20 protein-coding genes and 1 riboswitch are annotated in these 20,804 nt (G+C 44.1%); of the genes, 10 read left to right on the top strand and 10 right to left on the bottom strand.

What is annotated here, in order from left to right; all coding sequences use genetic code 11:
* Nucleotides 1–315: 315 nt before the first annotated feature.
* The 4 genes from UQW94_RS04880 (at nt 316) to UQW94_RS04865 (ending at nt 3,241) form a co-directional block, all read left to right on the top strand.
* On the top strand, nt 316–1,056 hold the full coding sequence (locus UQW94_RS04880; protein WP_213891063.1) for a nucleoside recognition domain-containing protein: 741 nt from the start codon (nt 316–318) through the stop codon (nt 1,054–1,056).
* Nucleotides 1,056–1,523, top strand: coding sequence for a YjiG family protein (locus UQW94_RS04875; protein ID WP_005374849.1), 468 nt, complete (start codon nt 1,056–1,058; stop codon nt 1,521–1,523). Before UQW94_RS04880 ends, UQW94_RS04875 begins: the two co-directional genes overlap by 1 nt.
* A 9-nt stretch (nt 1,524–1,532) precedes the next feature.
* Nucleotides 1,533–2,657 (top strand): M20 family metallopeptidase, encoded by a 1,125-nt coding sequence (locus tag UQW94_RS04870; protein WP_262634429.1) that lies wholly within the window; start codon nt 1,533–1,535, stop codon nt 2,655–2,657.
* 209 nt (nt 2,658–2,866) lie between these two features.
* Nucleotides 2,867–3,241 (top strand): YkvA family protein, encoded by a 375-nt coding sequence (locus UQW94_RS04865; protein WP_322142044.1) that lies wholly within the window; start codon nt 2,867–2,869, stop codon nt 3,239–3,241.
* 104 nt (nt 3,242–3,345) lie between these two features.
* On the opposite strand, the gene UQW94_RS04860 is transcribed toward UQW94_RS04865, so the two are convergent.
* The 3 genes from UQW94_RS04860 to UQW94_RS04850 all read right to left on the bottom strand — a co-directional run bounded on the left by UQW94_RS04860 (nt 3,346) and on the right by UQW94_RS04850 (nt 7,476).
* A complete protein-coding gene (locus UQW94_RS04860; RefSeq protein ID WP_017820133.1) occupies nt 3,346–4,650 on the bottom strand; it encodes a dicarboxylate/amino acid:cation symporter in 1,305 nt (434 codons plus the stop codon).
* A gap of 389 nt (nt 4,651–5,039) precedes the next feature.
* Complete coding sequence (locus tag UQW94_RS04855) at nt 5,040–6,305, bottom strand: DUF1835 domain-containing protein (protein WP_085569412.1); 1,266 nt, start codon at nt 6,303–6,305, stop codon at nt 5,040–5,042.
* 280 nt (nt 6,306–6,585) lie between these two features.
* On the bottom strand, nt 6,586–7,476 hold the full coding sequence (locus UQW94_RS04850) for a LysR family transcriptional regulator (protein ID WP_322142043.1): 891 nt from the start codon (nt 7,474–7,476) through the stop codon (nt 6,586–6,588).
* Nucleotides 7,477–7,585: 109 nt separating this feature from the next.
* On the opposite strand from UQW94_RS04850, the gene UQW94_RS04845 reads away from it, so the two are divergent.
* Nucleotides 7,586–7,894, top strand: coding sequence for a monooxygenase (locus UQW94_RS04845; protein WP_005374871.1), 309 nt, complete (start codon nt 7,586–7,588; stop codon nt 7,892–7,894).
* A gap of 7 nt (nt 7,895–7,901) precedes the next feature.
* Complete coding sequence (locus UQW94_RS04840) at nt 7,902–8,273, top strand: hypothetical protein (protein ID WP_017634450.1); 372 nt, start codon at nt 7,902–7,904, stop codon at nt 8,271–8,273.
* Nucleotides 8,274–8,338: 65 nt separating this feature from the next.
* Here the strand turns inward: UQW94_RS04840 and UQW94_RS04835 are convergent, their stop codons facing one another.
* The 3 genes from UQW94_RS04835 to UQW94_RS04825 form a co-directional block, all read right to left on the bottom strand.
* Nucleotides 8,339–10,507, bottom strand: coding sequence for a polysaccharide biosynthesis tyrosine autokinase (locus UQW94_RS04835; RefSeq protein ID WP_322142042.1), 2,169 nt, complete (start codon nt 10,505–10,507; stop codon nt 8,339–8,341).
* 51 nt (nt 10,508–10,558) lie between these two features.
* On the bottom strand, nt 10,559–10,999 hold the full coding sequence (locus tag UQW94_RS04830; RefSeq protein ID WP_031780905.1) for a phosphotyrosine protein phosphatase: 441 nt from the start codon (nt 10,997–10,999) through the stop codon (nt 10,559–10,561).
* 129 nt (nt 11,000–11,128) lie between these two features.
* A complete protein-coding gene (locus tag UQW94_RS04825; protein ID WP_017820139.1) occupies nt 11,129–12,247 on the bottom strand; it encodes a polysaccharide export protein in 1,119 nt (372 codons plus the stop codon).
* A 458-nt stretch (nt 12,248–12,705) separates the two neighbouring features.
* Between UQW94_RS04825 and UQW94_RS04820 the strand changes: the two genes are divergently transcribed.
* Complete coding sequence (locus UQW94_RS04820; protein ID WP_017820140.1) at nt 12,706–13,599, top strand: hypothetical protein; 894 nt, start codon at nt 12,706–12,708, stop codon at nt 13,597–13,599.
* A 69-nt stretch (nt 13,600–13,668) separates the two neighbouring features.
* On the opposite strand, the gene nfsA is transcribed toward UQW94_RS04820, so the two are convergent.
* Complete coding sequence (nfsA, locus tag UQW94_RS04815) at nt 13,669–14,391, bottom strand: oxygen-insensitive NADPH nitroreductase (RefSeq protein ID WP_149191710.1); 723 nt, start codon at nt 14,389–14,391, stop codon at nt 13,669–13,671.
* A gap of 194 nt (nt 14,392–14,585) precedes the next feature.
* On the opposite strand from nfsA, the gene UQW94_RS04810 reads away from it, so the two are divergent.
* Nucleotides 14,586–15,227 carry a MarC family protein gene (locus UQW94_RS04810; protein WP_005374889.1) on the top strand — a complete coding sequence of 214 codons (642 nt, stop codon included), beginning with the start codon at nt 14,586–14,588 and terminating at the stop codon, nt 15,225–15,227.
* A 190-nt stretch (nt 15,228–15,417) separates the two neighbouring features.
* Nucleotides 15,418–16,290 carry a patatin family protein gene (locus tag UQW94_RS04805; RefSeq protein ID WP_322142041.1) on the top strand — a complete coding sequence of 291 codons (873 nt, stop codon included), beginning with the start codon at nt 15,418–15,420 and terminating at the stop codon, nt 16,288–16,290.
* A gap of 53 nt (nt 16,291–16,343) precedes the next feature.
* Here the strand turns inward: UQW94_RS04805 and gbpA are convergent, their stop codons facing one another.
* The 3 genes from gbpA to UQW94_RS04790 form a co-directional block, all read right to left on the bottom strand.
* A complete protein-coding gene (gene gbpA / locus UQW94_RS04800; protein ID WP_205461240.1) occupies nt 16,344–17,807 on the bottom strand; it encodes an N-acetylglucosamine-binding protein GbpA in 1,464 nt (487 codons plus the stop codon).
* Nucleotides 17,808–17,905: 98 nt separating this feature from the next.
* A riboswitch (cyclic di-GMP riboswitch) is annotated at nt 17,906–18,006 on the bottom strand.
* 273 nt (nt 18,007–18,279) lie between these two features.
* The gene (locus UQW94_RS04795) at nt 18,280–18,780 is read right to left on the bottom strand and encodes a fasciclin domain-containing protein (RefSeq protein ID WP_322142040.1); all 501 of its coding nucleotides are present in this window, start codon (nt 18,778–18,780) and stop codon (nt 18,280–18,282) included.
* Between the two features lie 80 nt (nt 18,781–18,860).
* Nucleotides 18,861–20,342 carry a cryptochrome/deoxyribodipyrimidine photo-lyase family protein gene (locus UQW94_RS04790; protein WP_170893945.1) on the bottom strand — a complete coding sequence of 494 codons (1,482 nt, stop codon included), beginning with the start codon at nt 20,340–20,342 and terminating at the stop codon, nt 18,861–18,863.
* A 109-nt stretch (nt 20,343–20,451) separates the two neighbouring features.
* Between UQW94_RS04790 and UQW94_RS04785 the strand changes: the two genes are divergently transcribed.
* Entirely contained in the window at nt 20,452–20,757 is a 306-nt protein-coding gene (locus UQW94_RS04785; RefSeq protein WP_005374898.1) for a DUF6482 family protein, read from the top strand.
* The last annotated feature ends 47 nt before the right edge of the window (nt 20,758–20,804 follow it).

The raw sequence follows: 20,804 nt of genomic DNA, 5'->3' as shown, positions 1-20,804 counted from the left end.
GGCTGAATGTTACTTTCGAGTTAATCGATATTGCCTCAATGCCAAAGTATGAAGTACGTCATGAATGTTGTAGAAAGCAATATTCGTCAGAATCATTTGTTGAGTTGATGAAGAAGTCGTGAGCTATCGACATAGATTAATATACCTAATTGTTAGCACAAATTTTTATTATCTTTCAATTGTGATTGGAATCATAAAACAAAACTTCATAACTGAGTCGCGATAATGTTCGGCAGGCGGATTGATTTTGATCATCTCTCTAGCACATTATTCAGGTGAACATATGTGTTAAGTTCCACATGTGTAGGTAATGTTATGAAAATTCCTGTTCAAACTGAGCGTAAAGTTACACTGGGGTGCTACGTTGCTCTGGCGTTTGCGGTTGTGTTCTTTTCTGGTCTGATGCAATCCAACGAATGGTACGGTGTATTCGACTTTACAACGCTTAATGGCTCTTTCGGTAAAGTGGCTTACGGCGTAACGGAAGGTGCGGATGGCGAGGTACAAGCTGCGACCACATCTTTCCGTGGTACTGGCGGTAGCGGTGCTCGTGACGGTTTCATTTTCGCACTTACTTTGATTCCAACCGTTATGTTCGCATTAGGTATGATCAACGTACTTGAGCACTACGGTGCACTTGAAGCAGCTCGTAAGCTTCTTACTCCTCTTCTACGTCCTCTAATGGGCATCCCTGGTAACTCTGGTCTGGCTTTAATTGCTTCTCTACAAAGTACCGATGCAGGTGCGGCAATGACGCGTCAGCTAAAAGACGAAGGTCACCTAACTAAGCGTGAAACGGACGTATTTACCATGTTCCAGTTCACTGCAGGTGCAACCATCGTGAACTTCTTCTCATCGGGTGCTGTGCTGTTCACACTGACGATGGCTGACGGCTCTCTAGCAGTAACGTCTTCTATTGGTTTAGCAGTTGTGGTGATGTTCGCATTTAAGATCATCGGCGCGAACCTGTTCCGTATCTACCTGAACATGACGGAAGGTAAAGAAGACAAGCAAGACCAAAACAAATCAGAGAACCTAAAAGAGGAGACGGCATAATGGGTGACGTTAAAGCGAAAAAACCAATGGTGACGGATATCTTCGTCGAGGGTGCTAAGAAAGGCTGGGTAATTGCGACTACCTCTACGGTGCCTAACGTATTGATGGCGTTCGTTATCATCAAAGCGCTTCAAATCACTGGCGCGTTGGATCTGATGGGCACGGTGTTTTCTCCAATCATGGCAGTGTTTGGTCTTCCGGGTGAAGCAGCAGCGGTATTGATCGGTGCTTGGATGTCGATGGGCGGTGCGGTTGGCGTAGTGATTACGCTGTTTGACCAAGGTATCCTGAACGGTACGCACATTGCGATTCTTGCGCCTGCTATCTACCTAATGGGCTCTCAAGTTCAGTACATGGGTCGTATCATGGGTCCAATTGGTACTGAAGGTCGTTACATCCCAGTTATGATTGCAATCTCAGTATTGAACGCGTTTGGCGCAATGCTGGTGATGAATCTGTTTGTCTAGGAGTGAGTCATGCAATTCTCTCTAAATGAATATCTAGAAGAGCTACGTCCGCTGATTAATGTGGATTGTGGCACTTACACGACTGATGGTATCGAGTTTATCGCTTCTCAATTTGAAGAGAAGTACCAAGCGATGTCAGGTTGGAGCGTAAAACGCATCGACTGTGGCAGAGCGGGCATCGGTCTTGAAGTTCGAAACAAGCCGGAAGCTGAGCAAATCGACGTAATGCTGATTGGTCACATGGATACCGTGTTCCCTGTGGGTACTGCTGAGCTTCGTCCAATGTCTCAAGATGCAGAGAAAGCCTACGGTCCGGGCGTCTCGGACATGAAATCTGGCTTGCTGAACATCGTATACGCGATGCGCAATCTAGACCAAGCGGTGTTGGATAAGTTGTCTATCGCTATCTGCATGAACCCAGATGAAGAGACGGGCTCTCTGGACTCTGTGGATTGGATTCAATCAGTAGCGAAAAACGCTAAGAATGTGCTGGTTGCAGAAGCAGCACGTGCAGACGGTGGTTTAGTGAAAGCGCGCAAAGGCATGGCTCGCTACAAAATGACCTTTAATGGCGTTGCTGCTCACGCAGGTAACGAGCCAGAAAACGGCCGCAGCGCAATCACTGAGATGGCGAATTGGATTCTGGCTGTCAATGCAATGACCAACTTTGAATCTGGTACTACGCTGAACGTCGGCATTGTTTCTGGCGGCAACGGTGCGAACATCGTCCCTGAGCACGCGGAAGCGATCGTGGATGTGCGTTTCTGGAGCAATGAAGAATACGATGATGTCGACAGCAAGCTAAACGGCATGCTGGAAACACCATTCGTTGATGGCGTGAGCATTGAGTTGGTTCGTGAAGCGTATAAGCCTTCTATGGTGCCAAGCCCACAAACAGAAAGTTTAATGACATTAGTTGAAGAAGCGGCAAGTGAACTGGCTATCGACATCAACTGGAAAGAAGTGGGTGGCGGCTCTGATGCAAACAACACGGCGATTCTTGGCGTTCCAACTTTGGATGGTCTAGGGCCTATCGGTGCAGGCTTCCACAGTGATCAAGAGTACTTGTTGCTTAAGTCTATTGAACCACGTATCAAAATGCTGATGCGTGTACTGGAGAAGATTGTTCAATAAGGCATTCTGCTTTTAAAGCTTGGTTCCCAAAGCTTTCGGCTTCAACTTTTTGGTTTCCAAGACTTTTTTTTCAATGCAATAATCCCCGGACTTCGGTTTGGGGATTTTTCTATCTGTGTTTCACTTTACTATCATTTCTTGTTATTAATCTTGCGTTCAGGTTCGATTAATTAATATGTTGGACATAGTCATAAATTTCGGAGGCAACGATGACCACAACAATGTCTGTAAAATCGGCGCCGAAAGACGCCAAAGATCAAACGATGCAAGCGCCAGATGAGAAAAACTTCTGGCGAAAAATGAAAGGGTCGGTTAAGAAAGCGGGTGAAGAAATTGCCGTAATGGGCATAAAATCATGGCTCGCGATGGCAGATTCCAACACCTCAGTTCGCCACAAGGCTATACTAGGTGGCGCGCTGGCTTACTTCGTCCTACCAACAGATATGGTGCCAGACGTACTAGCTGGCGTCGGTTTTACCGATGATATGGCGGCACTTACCTTAGCCGCGAACTCAGTCGGTAATGCCATCACTAAAGAACACGAAGCACAAGCCAGAGAAAAACTGAATTCGATGGCGGATTAGAAAGAGTATTTCTAGACGCGGAGAAAACAAAAGCCCCGATGTTTCCATCGGGGCTTTCTTTTAGACAGGACTATATAATTTCAGAATGGTAATCGTAGAACGATTTAGGCGTCAGCGCGTTTAAGATGCACTTCTTCTTCGGCTACGCCTGCCATTGGGTCGTTGAAGCGAGCTTCATCCAATGCACCTTCTGATTTCGCAACGATGACGGTCACAGCACTATCACCAGTGATATTTACCGCGGTACGAATCATATCAAGAAGACGGTCAACACCCATGATAAGTGCAATACCCTCTAGAGGCAGGCCTACTTGGTTCAATACCATTGCCAACATTACTAGACCCACACCAGGAACACCTGCGGTACCGATAGACGCCAGAGTTGCCGTCATGATAACCATTAGGTAATCGCCCATAGTTAAATCAATATTGAAAGCTTGAGCAATAAACGCAGTTGCTACGCCTTGCATGATCGCCGTACCGTCCATGTTCACGGTTGCACCAAGTGGTACAGTGAACGATGATACACGGTTCTCAACACCCATGCGGTGCTTTGCTGTTTCCATTGTCACTGGAATCGTCGCGTTCGATGATGCTGTAGAAAAAGCAAACATGATCGCGTCTTCCATCTTGCGTAGGAACGTAATTGGGTTTAGACCAGTGAAACCTTTTAACATCAAGCTGTAAGTGACTAGACCGTGTAGGACAAGCGTACCAGCCAGTACTAAGAAGTACTCTGCCAGATTGACGATCGCGCCCAGACCAAGACCAGTGAATAGCTTCGCCATTAAGAAGAACACCCCATAAGGCGCCAAGTTCATCAAAATCGCGACCAGCTTCATGATCACTTCATTCAGATCAGAGAAGAATGCTGCGATGCGTTCGCCTGGTTTACCCGCTGCACTGATCGCGATACCGAATAGCACGGCGAACACGATAACTTGCAGAGTTTTACCTTCTGCCATTGCGCTGATTGGGTTGGTCGGGAACATATCGATGATCACCTGACCTAAAGATGGCGCTTCGGCTGATTTGAATGAACTTGCTGCCGTTAGATCTGCCCCTGCCCCTGGCTGGAATAGAGTACCCATAGTTAGAGCAAGCGTAATCGCGATAGCCGTTGTCGTAACGTAGAAAGCGAGGGTTTTACCGCCCATGCGACCCAGTGTAGAGAGGTCTTTGAGAGAGCTAGTACCACAAACTAACGAAACAAATACTAGCGGTACAACAAGCATTTTTAAGCTGGCAACGAAGATCTGTCCACCAACTTCGAATAATCCATTAACAATGTATGCGTCGACAAATCCGTTGTCGGCAAAAAGTGTGCGAATTGCAAATCCTGTCAAGATACCCGCAACCATACCTAAAATTACGCGGCTGGTAAGCGACATCGGTTTCTTGGTATTCATGAGAACACTCCTTATAGTTATGCACCTTGAGTTCACTTCAAAGCGGCGAGCAGATTAGCAGCGGAGTGAGAAAATACGAAAGAATAATCCTCTAAATGGTTAATAGATGTGAACTTTATCACTAATAAAAATGGAATTTTAACCAAATATTAACGAATTGGCTGGATAAAAAGTTTGTATTTTAACACTTTTATCGAATATACAACCGATAACAAAGAGGATTTACAATAAATTCTAATAAGAGATAGAGTGCATACTCTCTTTGAGTGGATGCATTTCTGCATAACTATTTAAGTTATATTCAGGCTAGCGGTCGCTTCTTTAGGGATAATTTAGTATTGAGTGTTCATCAGAGCCAACGAACCCTTTATGCTTTCATATTTGTCAACTCAATGATGGTTGGCAAGTGTAGTTAGTTGGAGGTGATCCCAGCTCCAATAACTTTGACTGGTATTTTTAATCCCTCCAACCCAATAGCATTGTTTCGCTCGTATTAAGCCTTCCAAACACTGCTTGCCAGCCTCAGTGATACGGACGCTTTGTTCCCACCAGTGCCTTTCACGTGACTCAATCGTGATCAAAGGTGTTTGACACTGTGCTAGAGGGAGGAGTAACGCGTAAAACATCACGTCTCCTAGGTAAGGAAGAGGTTCTAGTTGTTGATATTGCTCAAACCAATCTTTGATGGGAATTGAACGATTTTGCGAGCTCAAGACCTTTAGTGCGAGGTGTTGTGTCAAGCTCAATCCAGTTTGTGAATTAGGTAACTCTTGCAAATGGCGTTTAAGCACGTTGAATATATTGGGCAAGCAATCCAGGTTATGCTGCTGAATCAAATTAACTATGGAAATAGGTGTCGGTGATGTAATAGCGTGCCAACACCGTTTAGCCTGACTGAATAATTTTGCTGTCACAGGTTTACGGTATCGCCAACAAGAACGAATAGCTTCTTCAGGCAACTGCCCAAAGCCGATGAATCGTTCAGTGCCCGGGAACTGGTTCAACTCAATGATCTCTATCACTTTATTCTCTACATTCTCTAACTGTGTTAGAGCACGAATTAGCATCAATTGATCATAACTGTCATGTTCGACCCAAAAGACGATTCGTTCAAATACATCACTTTGCAACAGATCGAGGTTTGATTGTTCCAATGTGACTATATCTTGAACCGAGTCTTCACGCTTCATCACAGGCAGCAGAGTCTCTACGACATATTGGGCACGAATGGCAAGGAAGTTCTGCGGTGTTGCTGGTATGGGGCCAATACAAAGCGGATCGATCAGGGCTAAAAATGTCCCTTCAAATCCACTGGTTTTAAGCTGTTGTTGTATATCGTGACCGCAACGAACGTGTAGCGTTTTTACTTTCGCATCTAGGGGCGGTTTTTGTTGTTTGATGGCTAGTTTGTGCGCTTCTAGCTCTTCGACATGAGCTTTTAGTTTACTCCAACTGGATAAGCCAAGTTCTCTTGCGAGTGCATGTTGAACGTCAGCCAATTGAATTGTATTGGGAGCCAAAGATTCTGGTTTGGAGTGAAATCGCTTAACTAACTCCAACATGGCGTCATCGTATAGGCGGATAGCTTTGAGCCTTTTTTTAGCAATGGATTTTTGCTGATTGATATTGATCGAGAAGCTATTTGTAGAGTTCATATTTCACCTTTCTTATTTCTTCCACACTCGCCTATATAGAAGCAAAAAAGAAGGTAAAAACAGATTGTGCCTGCTAAACCAAGCAGGTGAGGATATTGCCGTGAACCGAGTTCTTTCCGCGAGTGTTGGGTGCTTTAGGCATGAGCAGAGTGATAGTAGGTGGTCGCTATCCTTCGTGCAACCTTTTGTGAGAGTGTAGCGTCACAAAATGGCCGTTTCTCTATATTTAGGGAGAATCAATAGCCGATAACACTAGCGATTCAACTCAATACCACTGTTGCTAGACTCGAGTTTCTACACTTTTGAGTAAAGTACGATAAAGCGCTTGAGTCGCAGGACCACTTTTGGCTCCTTTGGGCAAAGTGAGGTGCAGCGCAACTTGATATTGATGGGAGTGTTCGATCTCCAATACGTTAATTTTATCGCTCTTGCGGGTTGCGACTAAGTGCGCTGGTAGCCGACAAAATCCAGCGCCTTGCTCTACGGCGTGAAAAGCGTGGTCGAAGTTATCGACGGTAATACGCTGACGTGCGCGTAACCAACCCACATCTCTTTTCGTTTTGTCTGAATCACCTAAGTCACGGATGACAATTTGGCTGGTGGTTGCAAAATCGTCGATGGAAACATGCGGCTTTTTAGCGAGTGGATGGTGTGCTGCGATTACAGGCAGCATGGTTGTTACGCCAAATGCTTCGGCAGGGTAGTTGGTTATCGGTAAGTTGATGATTGCGATGTCAGCGAGCTCATTTACGACCATTTCGGTTGTTTTGCTCAGTGACGTTTCAACCACTTGAACGGAGGTCGTGTTGTTGTCCTCCAAAAATTGACTGAGTGGTGCATAAAGCCAACAAGGGTCACAAAGATGATCTATTGCGACCGTGATTTGAGATTCCACCCCACTTTTTAACTGCTCGCTGATGACTTCTAGTTCCCGCGCTTGTTCAAGCATGGATTGTGCACGACGCAGTATGGTTTTGCCGTGCTCTGTCAAACCCACTTTGCGCCCTCGTACTTCGATAAGTTGAATACCAAGTTGGTCTTCTAACTTCCTCACCGAGTAGATCAATGTGGTATGGCTCTTGTTGAGCAGTAAAGCTGCGGATTGAATGCTGCCTTCTTGATTAATCGCTTGTAGCGTTTGCCATTGTTCTAAGGTCGTTTTTAGTCTCATGAGTCAATTTTTTAGACAGTTAATGGCGAAATTATGAACTTTTCTGTCAGTTTTATAAAGGTAATAATCTTGTCATCGAAAACGAGTCAATAAGAAGAGGAGACTCAAGATGGCGAAATTATTGCAAGTTGATTTTGAATTTCATGGTCCGTTTGGTGACGAGATGTCGAATGCTCTGGTCGACTTAGCTAAGTCGATTAACCAAGAGCCGGGCATGATTTGGAAAATCTGGACGGAAAGCGAAAAAGACAAACTCGGTGGCGGTATCTATCTTTTTGAAGATGAAGCCACGGCGCAAGCTTATCTCGAAATGCATGCCGCACGCTTACGAAAAATGGGCGTAGTCGAAGTACGAGGTCAAATTTTCGATATCAATGTGCCGTTAACGACGCTCAATCAAGGGCCTATTAGAGGATAAGGAGATGATGACCAACCGCACTTTTCTAACCGTTCATGGTGTCGTATATACGGTATTCGCTTTTGCGTTGTTTTTTGTACCAACCATAATGTGGCCGATGTATGGAGTACAAATTAACGACCAGTACGCGCTGTTTTTATCGCAGCATACTTCGATCTTTTTAGGTGGAATCGCAGCGGTGAGTTTGATGTTACGTAATGTGGAATCAGGGCATACTGCGAAACAGCTGTTTAAAGCATTATTGATTACTAATGGCTTAGGGGCAGTGATTACTACCTATGCCGGCATTATCGGAGTATTTGTCGGTTTTGGTTGGAGTGACCCAATATTCTTTGTCTTGCTTAGTTTGATTACGTACAAGCAATTAAGAGTGCAATAGAAAAAGCCCTGCTGTTTCTAGCAGGGCTTTGTCATATTTGGTTTAATTAGCGATCTAAATTCAACTTATGATTCGCTTTTGTACGCGTAGTTATAGTAGCCGTATCCATAGCCGTATGAGTTAGATGCTTTTTTCTCAACTGCATTGAGAATCACACCTTTAACTTCAACGCCTGATTGCTCGAAGCGACCTTGCGCGACTTCAATCTCCTTCAAAGTCGTTTGATCAAAACGAGCGACCATCAGAGTTGTTCCTGCAAGCGCGCCAACAATGCTTGGGTCGGTAACTGCGAGTACAGGCGGCGTATCGATGATGACTAGATCGTATTGTGCAGACATCTCGTCAACAAAGCTCTTGAAGCGAGGGTGCATAAGAAGTTCTGACGGATTTGGTGGTACTTGGCCGCGAGTCACAACATCTAAATTATCAATGGATGTAGATTTAATGATGTTGCTAAGGGATGTCTTACCGCTCAAGTAATCAGAAAGACCGTTGTCCCAGCGTAGACCGAAGCATTGCTGCAAATAACCTTTACGCATATCCGCATCAATAAGCAGCACTTTCTGACCGGTTTTCGCAGCGACGGCCGCAAAGTTGGTCGATACAAATGTTTTGCCGATAGATGGTGCAGGACCTGAAATCATAAGAACGTTATTCTTCGCTTCCATCATTGCAAAGTGCAAGCTAGTGCGAAGACTACGTAGAGCCTCAATGGAAAGATCGGCTGGGTTAGCTTCCGCTAGAAGGACTAGCTCATTGTTGCTGCCTTTGTTGCGCTTAAGCTTGTTTGCAAATTCCAGTTGTTGAATAGATTTTGGAACGCTTGCGTAAACTGGCATGCCAATCTGTTCAATTTGATCTGGTGTTTCCACACCACGGTGGAATGCTGCACGAATTAATACGAAAGCCACGCCTGCCATACCGCCAAGCAGTGTTGCTAGCACAACGATAAGCGCTTTTTTCGGCTTGATTGGCTTAGAGAAAGATTGAGAGTTATCTAAGATTCGAACGTTGCCAACTGTTCCGGCTTTAATAATGTTGAGCTCTTGAACCTTGTTCAATAGTTGGATGTAGATTTGTTGGTTTACTTCTACATCGCGTGTCATACGTAGAACTTCACGCTGTGTTTTCGGTAACTTTTGAACTTGTTTATTAAGACGTTCTTTCTCTTTTAGTAGTGTTTCACGTTTATCAAGTAGCGACTTATAAGCTGGGTGATCCTGTGTGAAGCGTTGGCTGATCTCACTTTCTTTGAATGTAAGCTCATTTAGCTGTGCTTCTAACTCAACCATTACTTTCAGCGTTGACTGAGCTTCAAGGCCTAAATCGATAGATTCATTTTCTTGACGGAATCGATTTAAAACGTCTTCAGAAGCGGTCAGTTTTGTTTTGATGTCTGGGAGGTGACCTTTCAAGAACTCGAGGCTTTGCTCTGCCTCTGCAGAATTTCTTTGAACGTTTTGTAAGAAGTAGTTTTGGCTAATGTCGTTCAAGATATCTTGAATCTTAGCGCGGTCTTCACCAGAGAAGCTTAAAGATATAATCCCGGTTTGCTTACCACGTTCGCTAATCGATAAGTTTTCTTGAAGTTTATTAATTGCATCTAATTTACTGATTTTGCTGACCGTGAATGAGTCACCAGTTTGAGCCACAAGTTCAGTCGCCAAAAATTGGTATCCATTCTTCTCAAGCAGTTCACCAACTTTACCTTCTAAAATGACGTTATTGTCATCTTCTAAGAGCCTGAACGTCTGTTTTTCAGAATCAATAACTTCAAGAGTTAAAGGAACGCCAACTGCGTAAGAAGGAGCATTAAATCGTGAAACGCTCAGACTGATTTGCTCACCTTGTAGTCGAGCTAGGCCTTTACCAATAATTGGCATGTAGTTTGGAGAAACGACAGTCGTTAAGTTGAACTTATCAACAGTACCGCCCAAGATCATACGAGATTTGATGATCTCTATTTCTGTTGTCGCTGATGATTCTGCTGAAAACAGCTCTCCCATATCACCAACCATCGCTGAAATACCACCTGAACTCTTACTTTCGATTTGGATAAGAGCGTCAGCTTTATAGATAGGTGTTGATAGAATGGCAACGCCGACGCCTATAATCGAAAATAGGACTACGGTACATAGAATGAGCCATTTGGCATCGAGAATGATCCCAAATAACTTTCCCAAATCGATCTCATCGTCGGCTTGACGTGATTGCTTAATAGTTTGTGTTGTCATTACTTTAACTTCTTAAATACCTTGCCATTGGCGTTTATTTAGCCTTGCGGCTTATAGTTTTTGAGACCACGCTTTTGCTGCTTTTTCTATAAGCGTATATGCATGTTCGAAAGCTTCTCTACTTTGTCTGTATGGATCAGGGATGTTTTGTTCATTTATCCACTGTCCAAACAGCATCGTTTTACCTCGTGCCTCAGGAGCGATTTTGGTTAAGGCTTCTAAATGACCTTTTTCCATAACCAATATCAGATCGTATTGAGCGCAAAGCTCAGGTGTTAATTGTCGTGCTTCGTGTCCATCTAAGCTTACGCTATGTTCGTTCGCGATAGTGGTTGCCATCTCGTCAGCAGCTTTTCCCGTTAGATGGCTCTTATCTACTGCGATTCCTGCTGATGCGACATGTTTGTTTGGTAGTAAAGACTGCAAAAGCCGCTCTCCTGTTGGAGAGCGGCAAATATTACCGACACAGACGACAAGAATATTAGAAAACAAATGCTTACCCTACTTTAAGTTGTATGCTTATGATCTCAACTGAATTGCTGGTTTCTTTATATTGCGCAATTGAGCTGAGTAGCTATCGATTACGTGCCGCAAGAGATAATTTTCTTGCGGCACGTTGTTTTACGGCCAAGTGCGTACTCGTAGTACACCTTCAGTTAGTTCATTAAAGCCGGAAATGGTTGGAACGAGCTGAGCAATCACACGATTCCAACGACTAACAGGTGCAGCCGTCACATAGACTATGTCGTAAGGGTTGAGATCAAACTCAGTACCAATCACCAAAGCAGAAGCGTCAGAAACATCTAGCTGATAAATGTCCGCCATTTTAGCTTCTTCTTTTGAACGTCTGATGACAAACACACCGGTAGCATCTGCGGAGATTTCACTGATACCACCAACGCTGCTAAGAGCCTCAGTAAGGCTCATGCCGCTACGATCAATTTTGAGTAATTTCGGATCGTTAACCTCGCCCATAACAAATACTTTTTGCGCATCGTTTCGAGGAATATGAACAATATCGCCAGGCTTTAGAAGGCGGTTTTGAGTTAAATCGCCTTGTTGCATCAGAGCATACAAAGAGACGTTTTCAACAACGCCATTGCGTGTCAGTGTCGCATTACGCCAATCAGCCTCGGCAGCCAGTCCGCCAGCTCTATTCACAGCATCTAGAAGTGTAAGGGGGATGTTTGTAATTGGTTGTTGTCCTGGCTTGTTAACTTCGCCAGTTACATAAGTCTTTTTAGAGCGAAATGCCGCAACGCTTACATCGACCTGTGGGCTCTCAATGTATTTTGCAAGGCGGCTTGCAATGTCTGCACGAATCTGACGTACGTTTTTGCCTTCAACATGTACGACACCTATGTAAGGGTAGAAGATCGTGCCATCCGAATGCACCCAGTTACCCGCTTCGGCTGAGCTTCGGTATGAGCCCGCTGGGATCGTTAGCTCTGGGTGATCCCAAATAGTGATATTTAGGATATCGCCAGGTCCTACTTCGTATTCATATTTTGCGATTTCAATATCTAACTCTGGGTTTGGTTTTGAAAAAGGGTCCACTGAATTTAAAGACGTTACGCGCTCCAAAGTTAAGGGATAAACGGTAACCTGAGACTCTATATCACTCGATTCAGTGCTCATGACTGTTTTGTCACTGACCGAAAGGTGGCTACCAGGCAAAGTACACCCTGTAAGAAGGATAGGAAGTACTGATATCCCCAAAAATTTATTAAATGTGTTCATTGGTTTATAACTACCGAAAGAAAGTTTGCCGACTGAAATTGATTCATTCTAATTGAACTGCATTTCATCAATATTGATGATTTACTGCAGTTTTAAGCCTTTAGAAAGCGAGTCCATTCAGAATTATTTGTGTAATAAACACTCCAAATGGCTGCTAGCGACTTAGAGCTCTTAGTTTCATTAATGAAGGTGTGAAAATCCGACCCACAAAAAATAGTCAACTATTATCCATCTGGTTGCAATAAAGGCAACAAGTTACTTGAAAAAATACTGACGAATACATGACAAAATTGTGTCTATTTAACGTTAATGAGATGAATGCATGATTTTGCACAAGCAAACAGGCAAGAATGTGAAAAAACTCATGCCAAAGTTGTATGCATCCTATTTACACTATATGCAACTGCCGTTATGCTTCCTGTTGCGGTCGGATATAACAACAAATATTGGAGCTAATTTTGAAAATCAAACTTTTAACGGCAAGTGTGGCAGCAGTCCTACTAGCAGGTTGTGGTAGTGACAGCGATCCTGAGGTAAAAAGATACTCAGTTCAGGCTTATGACCCAGCTGTTATCGGCATGAAAGTTCAAGCAGTATGTGGTGGTGAGACATACGACGCTATTGAAAATACAACAAACTATGAAGGTATGGTTGGTAAAGCGCGTTTTGAAAATATCAACGTTGTAAATGCGCCAGGTGATTGTGCTTTCGTATTAACGCACACAGAAGATAGTAAAGACGCGTCAAATGGTAAACCTATTACATCTGACTACAAAATCCCTCAAGGCCTAGCCCAGACGGATTCATTGGTAACAGGCTCTCCATTTACGACTTTGGTTGCTAACTCTTTAAAAGATGGTGAAGTATACTCTTCTGATATCGCTGAAAAAGTATTCGAGAATTTGGGTATCGATATCAATGCAAGTGGTAAAACAGTTGACGAAATCCTTCGTGATACAGAATCTGTAGTAGCAGGACTTGGTAGTGAGGGTGGTAACAGCGCACTTGCTACTCAGCTAGTTGCAACAGCAAACGTTGTATCAGATATCATCAAAGCGAACCCAACAGCTTCGCCTGAAGCTGTAGCTGTTGCTGCAAAAGCAATAACAGAAGATGTAATCGCGGCGAACCCAAATTATCCTGAGAATGATTCGGGTGATGTTATCTACGTAACGATTCCAGCTGAAGATACTCAGAAAGTTGTTGCTGATGTACAAGAGGCTATTGATAACGACACTCCACTAGAAGATATCGAACCTGAAGTACCACAAATCCCAGATGCGGAAGTCGGTGAGCCAATTGAACCTGAAGATCCACCGGGTCCAGGCACTGGCGCGACAGGCGGTAACTAAGCAAGTTTTTGCTGATAAATTCTAAAGGCCTCTTCAGAGGCCTTTTTTGATCCTATCGTATTGTAGTCATCACCTTTTAGTGAGCCCTTTTCTGTTTAAGTAAGGCAGGATGTGCGGACGTGATTCGCCAGCCAGTTTACTGGTGACTTCTTGCGACCAAGTACTCTGTTTTTGATTGCTCGAACGGTTTGCATAGTAGTTTTGCATGGTTTGGTCATACGTCTGAATATCATCCAAGTTTAGGTCTTGATACTGATTCTCATGCACCACGACATGCTTAGGTAGGCGAGGTTTTACTTCAGGGGCTTGATCTGGATGACCAAGACACATACCAAATAAAATGGCGGTATTTTTAGGTAAACCTAATAATTCGTCTACTTTTGGGGCATTGTTTCGTAAACCACCAATATACACGCCTCCTAGTCCCATCGACTCCGCCGCAAGCAAGCAATTTTGTGCCATGATCCCCGAGTCTACAGCGCCTATTAGTGTTAACTCGGTAAAATCAGCTTGAATATCTGGGTTGATACTGGCATGGCGCTGGTAATCAATACAAAACACCAAAAACTCAGCCGCGCTTTCAACGTACCCTTGATTTCCGGCATATTGAGCTAATAGCGTACGTTTTTCTTTGTCGGTCACGCGGATAATTGAAACGACTTGCAACATGCTTGATGAGGACGCCGCAAGGCCGGCTTGAAGAATGGCATCTAATTGTTCGCTCTCAATCGGTTGTGAGGTGAATTTTCGAATTGAGCGGTGATTGAGAATTGTTTGAATCGTGCTGTTCATGGTGACTTAACATCCCCTGTTACGTTAAAGGCTGAAGACTCACCTTAGCGACATTTGATGAGTCGGTAAACTATCTCAAAAGAAAAACAATGCTTGGCGCATAAGTGTGAAGACGATTCGAGATTACACCACTCGTTCTGTTTGAGAGCGTATATACTGTTTTTAGAATCAATAATTTAAATGCAGTGGAAAATATGAAAGAACTCATTGTTCATACAGTTACGGTGTTTATGGGCTTCTTTGCCATCATGAACCCTATCGCCAATATTCCCATCTTTTTGAGTTTAACTGCTGATGAAGATAAAGAAACCATCCGTTCCATTGCGCTCCGCTCGGTTTTTATTGCATTTATTATCATCGCGATATTTTCTATTGCCGGTAAGTTAATTTTTGATTTGTTTGGTATCACGCTTTATGCATTGCGAATAACAGGCGGCATTTTGGTGTTTTTGATAGGTTTTAACATGCTTCAAGGTGATTCGACGCATCAGAAAACCAAAGAGAAGGCGTATTCACCAGCTCAGCAACGGGCGGCATTGAGTATTGCAGTGTCTCCACTGGCGATGCCAATATTAGCTGGGCCTGGAACGATTGCTACCGCGATGAACTTTGCGACAGCGGGTGGTTTCGATCAAACCATTATTACTATCGTTTCTTTCGCTGTCCTCTGTGTGATCACCTATGTACTGTTTTTATTTGGAGACAAATTGGTCAAAGCGGTTGGACCAAGTGCTCTAAATGTTGTGACTAAAATGATGGGCTTAATTCTAGCGGTTATTGGTACTCAAATGTTCATTGATGGCGCGGGCGAAGCCTATAAAACGGTTTTCTCCTAGATTTCTCTTAGACCTTGCCACCTTGGTTAAGCCCGCAATTACATTTCTAACGGGTACGGATTTTTTGAACTTTAGTTTTCATTTTCTAAGAGAGAAATAAATAGACTTCACCTATTTCAATAATAAGAATATTCAATTGTTGTGATTGCACGAATTTCATTACTCTTTTGGCAAGGAGAATGGGGGAAATATGGCAACAAAAGCAATTGTAGTAGAAGGTGGCGCGATGCGAGGCGTCTTCGCAAGCGGAGTGTTAGATGCGTTTTTAGAGCAGAGTTATAAACCGTTTGATTTTGCAATCGGTGTATCTGCTGGTGCATCAAATTTGATTGGGTATTTGACCGACTACCCGCATCGCAGTATTAACGTCATTACTAAGCTGGCCACAAGCAAACGCTTTTTTGACCCGACTCGCTTCGTTAAAGGTGGAGACCTCATCGATGTGAAGTGGTTGTTTGAAGAATCTAATCGCTTGTATCCCGTCGATGAAAATAAACTGTTTAATGGCGTTCCTTTTCTCGCAGCGACAACAAATGTAGATACAGGGCAAGCAGATTACTATCGCGTGACACGTGATAATTTTCAACATGCGATTGAAGCGACAACAGCATTACCGATTGCCTACAAGCATACCCCTTGTTTTTCTGGTGGTTGTTATACCGATGGTGGGGTCGCTGATTCTATCCCAGTGCGTGAGGCTTATCGTCGAGGGGCTCGCGACATAACCGTAGTACTCTCTCACCCGCTGAATTATGCCAAAAAACCAGTTAAGACCACATGGCTGATGAAGAAACTGTTTGCGGAGCACCCCAAAATGGCGGATGCGATGTTAAGACGTGCAGATAACTATAATCAATCATTAGAGTTTATTCGTAACCCTCCACCAGGAACACATGTTAGGGTGATTGCCCCACCAGATAATTTTCATGTTCAGCGCTTATCAATGCGACAATCCGTTTTACTAGAAGGGTATGAAATGGGGCTGATTGAGGGGCGAGCGCATCTCACTAGTTTATCTGGTGTTTATGGTTTAGACCGGGAAAATTGTCATTTTTGCGTTTGATTATAAAAGAGCCTCATAGTGAGGCTCTTTTTACTTAACGTTCGAAGGGTGATTTAGTTGACTTTATCCCAAGCCATCTCCCAGTGTGAACCTATTCCAGGCTCGTAATGGTTTGCGCTTTCTTTCCACTGCATACAGTAACCAGAGTATGGGAAAGGTTTACATTGATAAATGCCCCCGTCGCTGGCAAGCACTTTTGTGCCCGCCGTGTAGCTAGATAGTCCTTCAGGGAAGACAAAATCGTACTCATCAGATGGTGGTGGAGTAACTGACTCTTCTTTTAAGTGAAAGTCGAGTGTTTGCTGATCCACCAAGTTGCCATCTTTATCCTTAATACGTGTTACGAGCATATGGTGACCCGGCTCCGATTTACTTAAAGCGAGCGATATCGCCTCTACCGAGCCGTCTTTCATTTCGTTTGCCCAACTTGCAAGTGGTTCGCGATGGTGATTGTAAACGGTGAGTTCTGCATTTAAATCGCCTTCAGCAGTTAGTGTCAGATCCAACGTTGTCGGTGTTGACTCAATGATATACTCGTCTGCTAAGCCATCTACTGTGAGTGAGTATTCTGGGACAGGAGTTTCAATGTTATAGCCGATCTCTACTCGCTCAAGGCCGCTATTTGCTTGCAGATACACCGGATTAGTACCATAAACAGGAGTGAATTTATCCTCTGCATACTGCCCGGCTTGCAGTTTTGCTTGTTCTTGGTTTAGCTTAGTCGCGAGTGCGTAAGACCAGTTTTTCGCTTGGCCCATTGCTGCATCGGTAATTTCTAGTTCAGTTCTATACGCCAAGTTTTCACCTGCTTGATCAAATACGCGTGTATAAACCGAATCCCCAATATTTAAATCCATTGTAGGAATAATTTGACCGCCTTGCTTCCAATCTGGAATAACGGGACTGTCACCATCAAATTTCACATCGATCACGTTATAAAATGAGGCTGCAGTGTCGCCAACATCCCATACTGCCAGGATGACATGGTATCCCTCGCGAGTAGGCACATTACATTGATGGCTTACCTGTTTCGGGGGTTGAACCATATTGCCGTCGACGACACAGAAAGGAGTTAGATCAAAAGAGTCTCGTGATAGTGAAGCGTTTGGGTTCCAATCAGGCTTGGTGATGTAATATTTCCAGTCGCGCGTCACGTGGTTAGCGGTAAATGTCCATTCAAAAGTTTGTGTACCTGCTTGAATAGTGCGTTTTACCCAACGGTCGGCAGTTTGCTCATCAAGGGCAGCTGCTAAAGCGGTTTCGGCACTCGCTATTTTACCATCGCGAGGCCCTGTTTCGGGAAAGCCATCAGGGCCTTCAACGCTTTGCGGTTCATATTGAATCGCACCGCAGTTATTATTTTTTTCGTTAGTATCTGGCGTTGGATACTTACATAGTGCCGAGCGACTTGCAGCGACACCACCATTGGTTTCTGATACATAACCGTGAGCCGCAGCACCTGAGCTAATGCTTGCAAGTGCTAACGCGAGTACGGATTTGGTTGGAAATGATTTCATCACATGTCCTCTGTTATGGCTGACAAACTAGTGTCACACCCCGGCGCATGCTGAGCATAAAGCAACGCTACAGAAATTGGACTTCTGTAACACTGCGTCATGGTAACCCCGCTATCATGAGCATTCTTTTAGATTTTTAAATGCTGACAGACCGGAAGCTTTGCGTCCCACCCTTTCGAATGGTTTGCCGAAATGTGATTGAGCAGCCAAAATTTAGCTTAAGAATTTACATGTGGAAAAGTAAACGTCACTGACATGGAATCCTGTTCTCAAATTGAAAGATAACGATATCTTAACCTCGTCAATATTGTGCAGTGTTGTCTTGCAAGATATTGATTTTAATTTTGTTTTTATCTTTTTTTATAGTCATCGTGAATGAGTGGGGGTTTGTTGGAGATAAGTGGAGAGGAATCGTGCTAAGGGTGGAAGAAGTTCTGTCTAAAGGGCGGAGTGTACCGCCCTTTGAATGGTGTTATTTCGGCATGATGACAGTATCAATCACGTGAATGACACCGTTTTTAGCTTTCACATCGGTTGCAATGACATTTGCATCGTTAACCATGACTTTATCGCCCATGGTTGTAATCATCACATCTTGCCCCTGAACCGTAGTCGCTTTGTCTAGCTTAACAACATCGGCAGCCATCACTTTCCCTGGGACGACGTGATAAGTCAAAACAGATACTAACTTGTCTTTGTTTTCCGGCATTAAGAGCATGTCGACTGTGCCGTCTGGCAGTTTTGCAAAAGCGTCATCCGTTGGTGCAAAAACAGTAAATGGGCCTTCCCCTTTGAGAGTGTCAACCAAGCCCGCTGCTTTTACCGCAGCAACAAGCGTATTGAAAGAGCCGTTTTCAGCGGCAACGTCGACAATATCGGCTTTCATCATGCCATGCTCATGAGCCTTGACGGGAAGCATAAAAGATAACGTCGCCATCAGTGTCGCCGCGATAACTAAGATACGTTTGAACATAATGTGTTCCTTACTAGTTGAGGGTACAACGGGTTCCCTGGAGTGTGTTTGCATTTGTACGCATTGTGATTGAGAGATGATCATCGCGTCCTACTTTCTTTTGAGGGTCTAACATGTCGCGCAAGAATTCGTCTGCCTTCTTGTTTCACATCGGCTCGTTTCCGCCACGTCCATAAGCGCTCTCTTGCTGCCTTAGCTGCGTTGTCTGGTGTGATAATAGGTGCAAGGTAACGGCTATCTGGCTGCAACTGATACATGACAGCTTCCATCTGGGTCATTGTCCAAGGCTCGAATAAAAGAGGGGGAGGAACCATTTGCAATTCAGGTACCCACTTGTAGATGAACGTGCCGTCAGGATCATGTTCTTGGGCTTGCTTGATCGGATTATAAATACGGATTGTGTTAGTCCCGGTTACTCCTGCTTGCATTTGGAATTGTGGGTAATGAATTCCGGGCTCAAAGTCGAGAAACAGTTGCGCTAAATGCGTTACACCTACTCGCCAATTCATGTTCATGTGGTGAGTAAGAAAGCTAACCAGCATGGCACGCATGCGAAAGTTAATGTAACCAGTGTGGTGCAAACAGCGCATGCAGGCATCAATCAAAGGTACGCCAGTATGCCCGGATTTCCATGCTGCTAACTTTTCTTCATCGAAAGTACTACTTTGTTTAATCAATGGTTCGTAAGCCCGATTAACGCAGTAAAACTCCATGTCGTATTCCGATTCGAATTTTTGGATGAAGTGACAGTGCCAATGAAGCCGTGAAGACAATGCAATTAAGCTGCGACGAAACCCAGCGACTTGCCAGTGTTTCAAAAGGTATTGATAAACTTCACGCAAGGATATGTTACCCCAAGCGAGATATGGAGAAAGTCGAGTACAGGCTGTGCGTGAGGCTGTGGGACTAGAAATGCTTCGATAGTAATCACGACCTCGACGATGGAAAAAGTCCTCTAGTGTTTTCCAAGCGAGCCGGCTTCCTCCCGTTTGCATTCCTTTGCATTTTGATAGCCAGGATGATGGTGGCGAAAACGAACAGCCGAGAGCTTCTGCATCCAATGAATGCAATAAGTCGGTTTGGAGCTCAATAGGGCTTATTGAGGCTCTCATGACAGAGTCCCAATGTTTGTCCCAACCTTGCCGGTTTTTTGCACCTCTGATAACAGCACCGTGTTCGAACTCAAACCAGTCGATGTTCTGCTCATACAGCCAAGCGGCAACTTGTTTGTCGCGCTCAAAGGTGCAGTTGAGTCCTATTTCTTGGTGAGAAAAAACAGCGTTGATTTGATATTGCGCTTGAATTGATTGAAAACATGCTAAGGCATCGTCAAACAGCACCGTGATTCGATGCCCATATGCTTTGAGCGTCTCATCCATGTCTTGCAGTGATTGCCAAACAAATCGCCAGTGGCGCTCAGAATAGTGTGGGTTGTTCAATAGCAATGGTTCAACAATATATAAAAGCACAGTTGGGTGCTTTGTTGATAATGCTTGAGTTAGTGGTTGATGGTCAGTCAGCCTTAAATCTCGTTTTAACCACACGACATTGATTGTTTGCATCGGAATCCTCTTTAGTTTCCGATGTTGTACGCAAGTAAACCGAAGAAATCTCATCCAATGATCGGTTTTATTCTACAAAACGTAGAGGTAACTTTTAGGGAGGTGACACATGGCAATACCATTGAGTAAGTTACAAAAATACTTCTATGTAGACAAATTGGTCATTCATTCGCTTGATCTCGCATTGTACCAGGCATCTGTCGTGATTGATGGAGAAGCGCAATTTATCACTGATGACAACGGTATCTTTTTGAGGGCTCACTCCCTGATCGAGATGCAAAAGAAGTGCAGGAATATCAAAGCAAATAAGCAGGTTTTAGTACATCAAAGTGCTTATGATGAAATGGTGGGGCTACCCGAAGGCAAAAGAGACAATCAACTAGAGGTATTGGTGAGGGATACAAAATTGTATTGAAAGAGTATTGGTGCGTAGTAAAAGCGAGCCACCTTACGGCAGCTCGC

Source organism: Vibrio sp. PBL-C16, assembly GCF_034321865.1.
Taxonomy (GTDB): Bacteria; Pseudomonadota; Gammaproteobacteria; order Enterobacterales; family Vibrionaceae; genus Vibrio; species Vibrio alginolyticus.
This window is presented reverse-complemented; position numbering and strand designations above follow the sequence as displayed.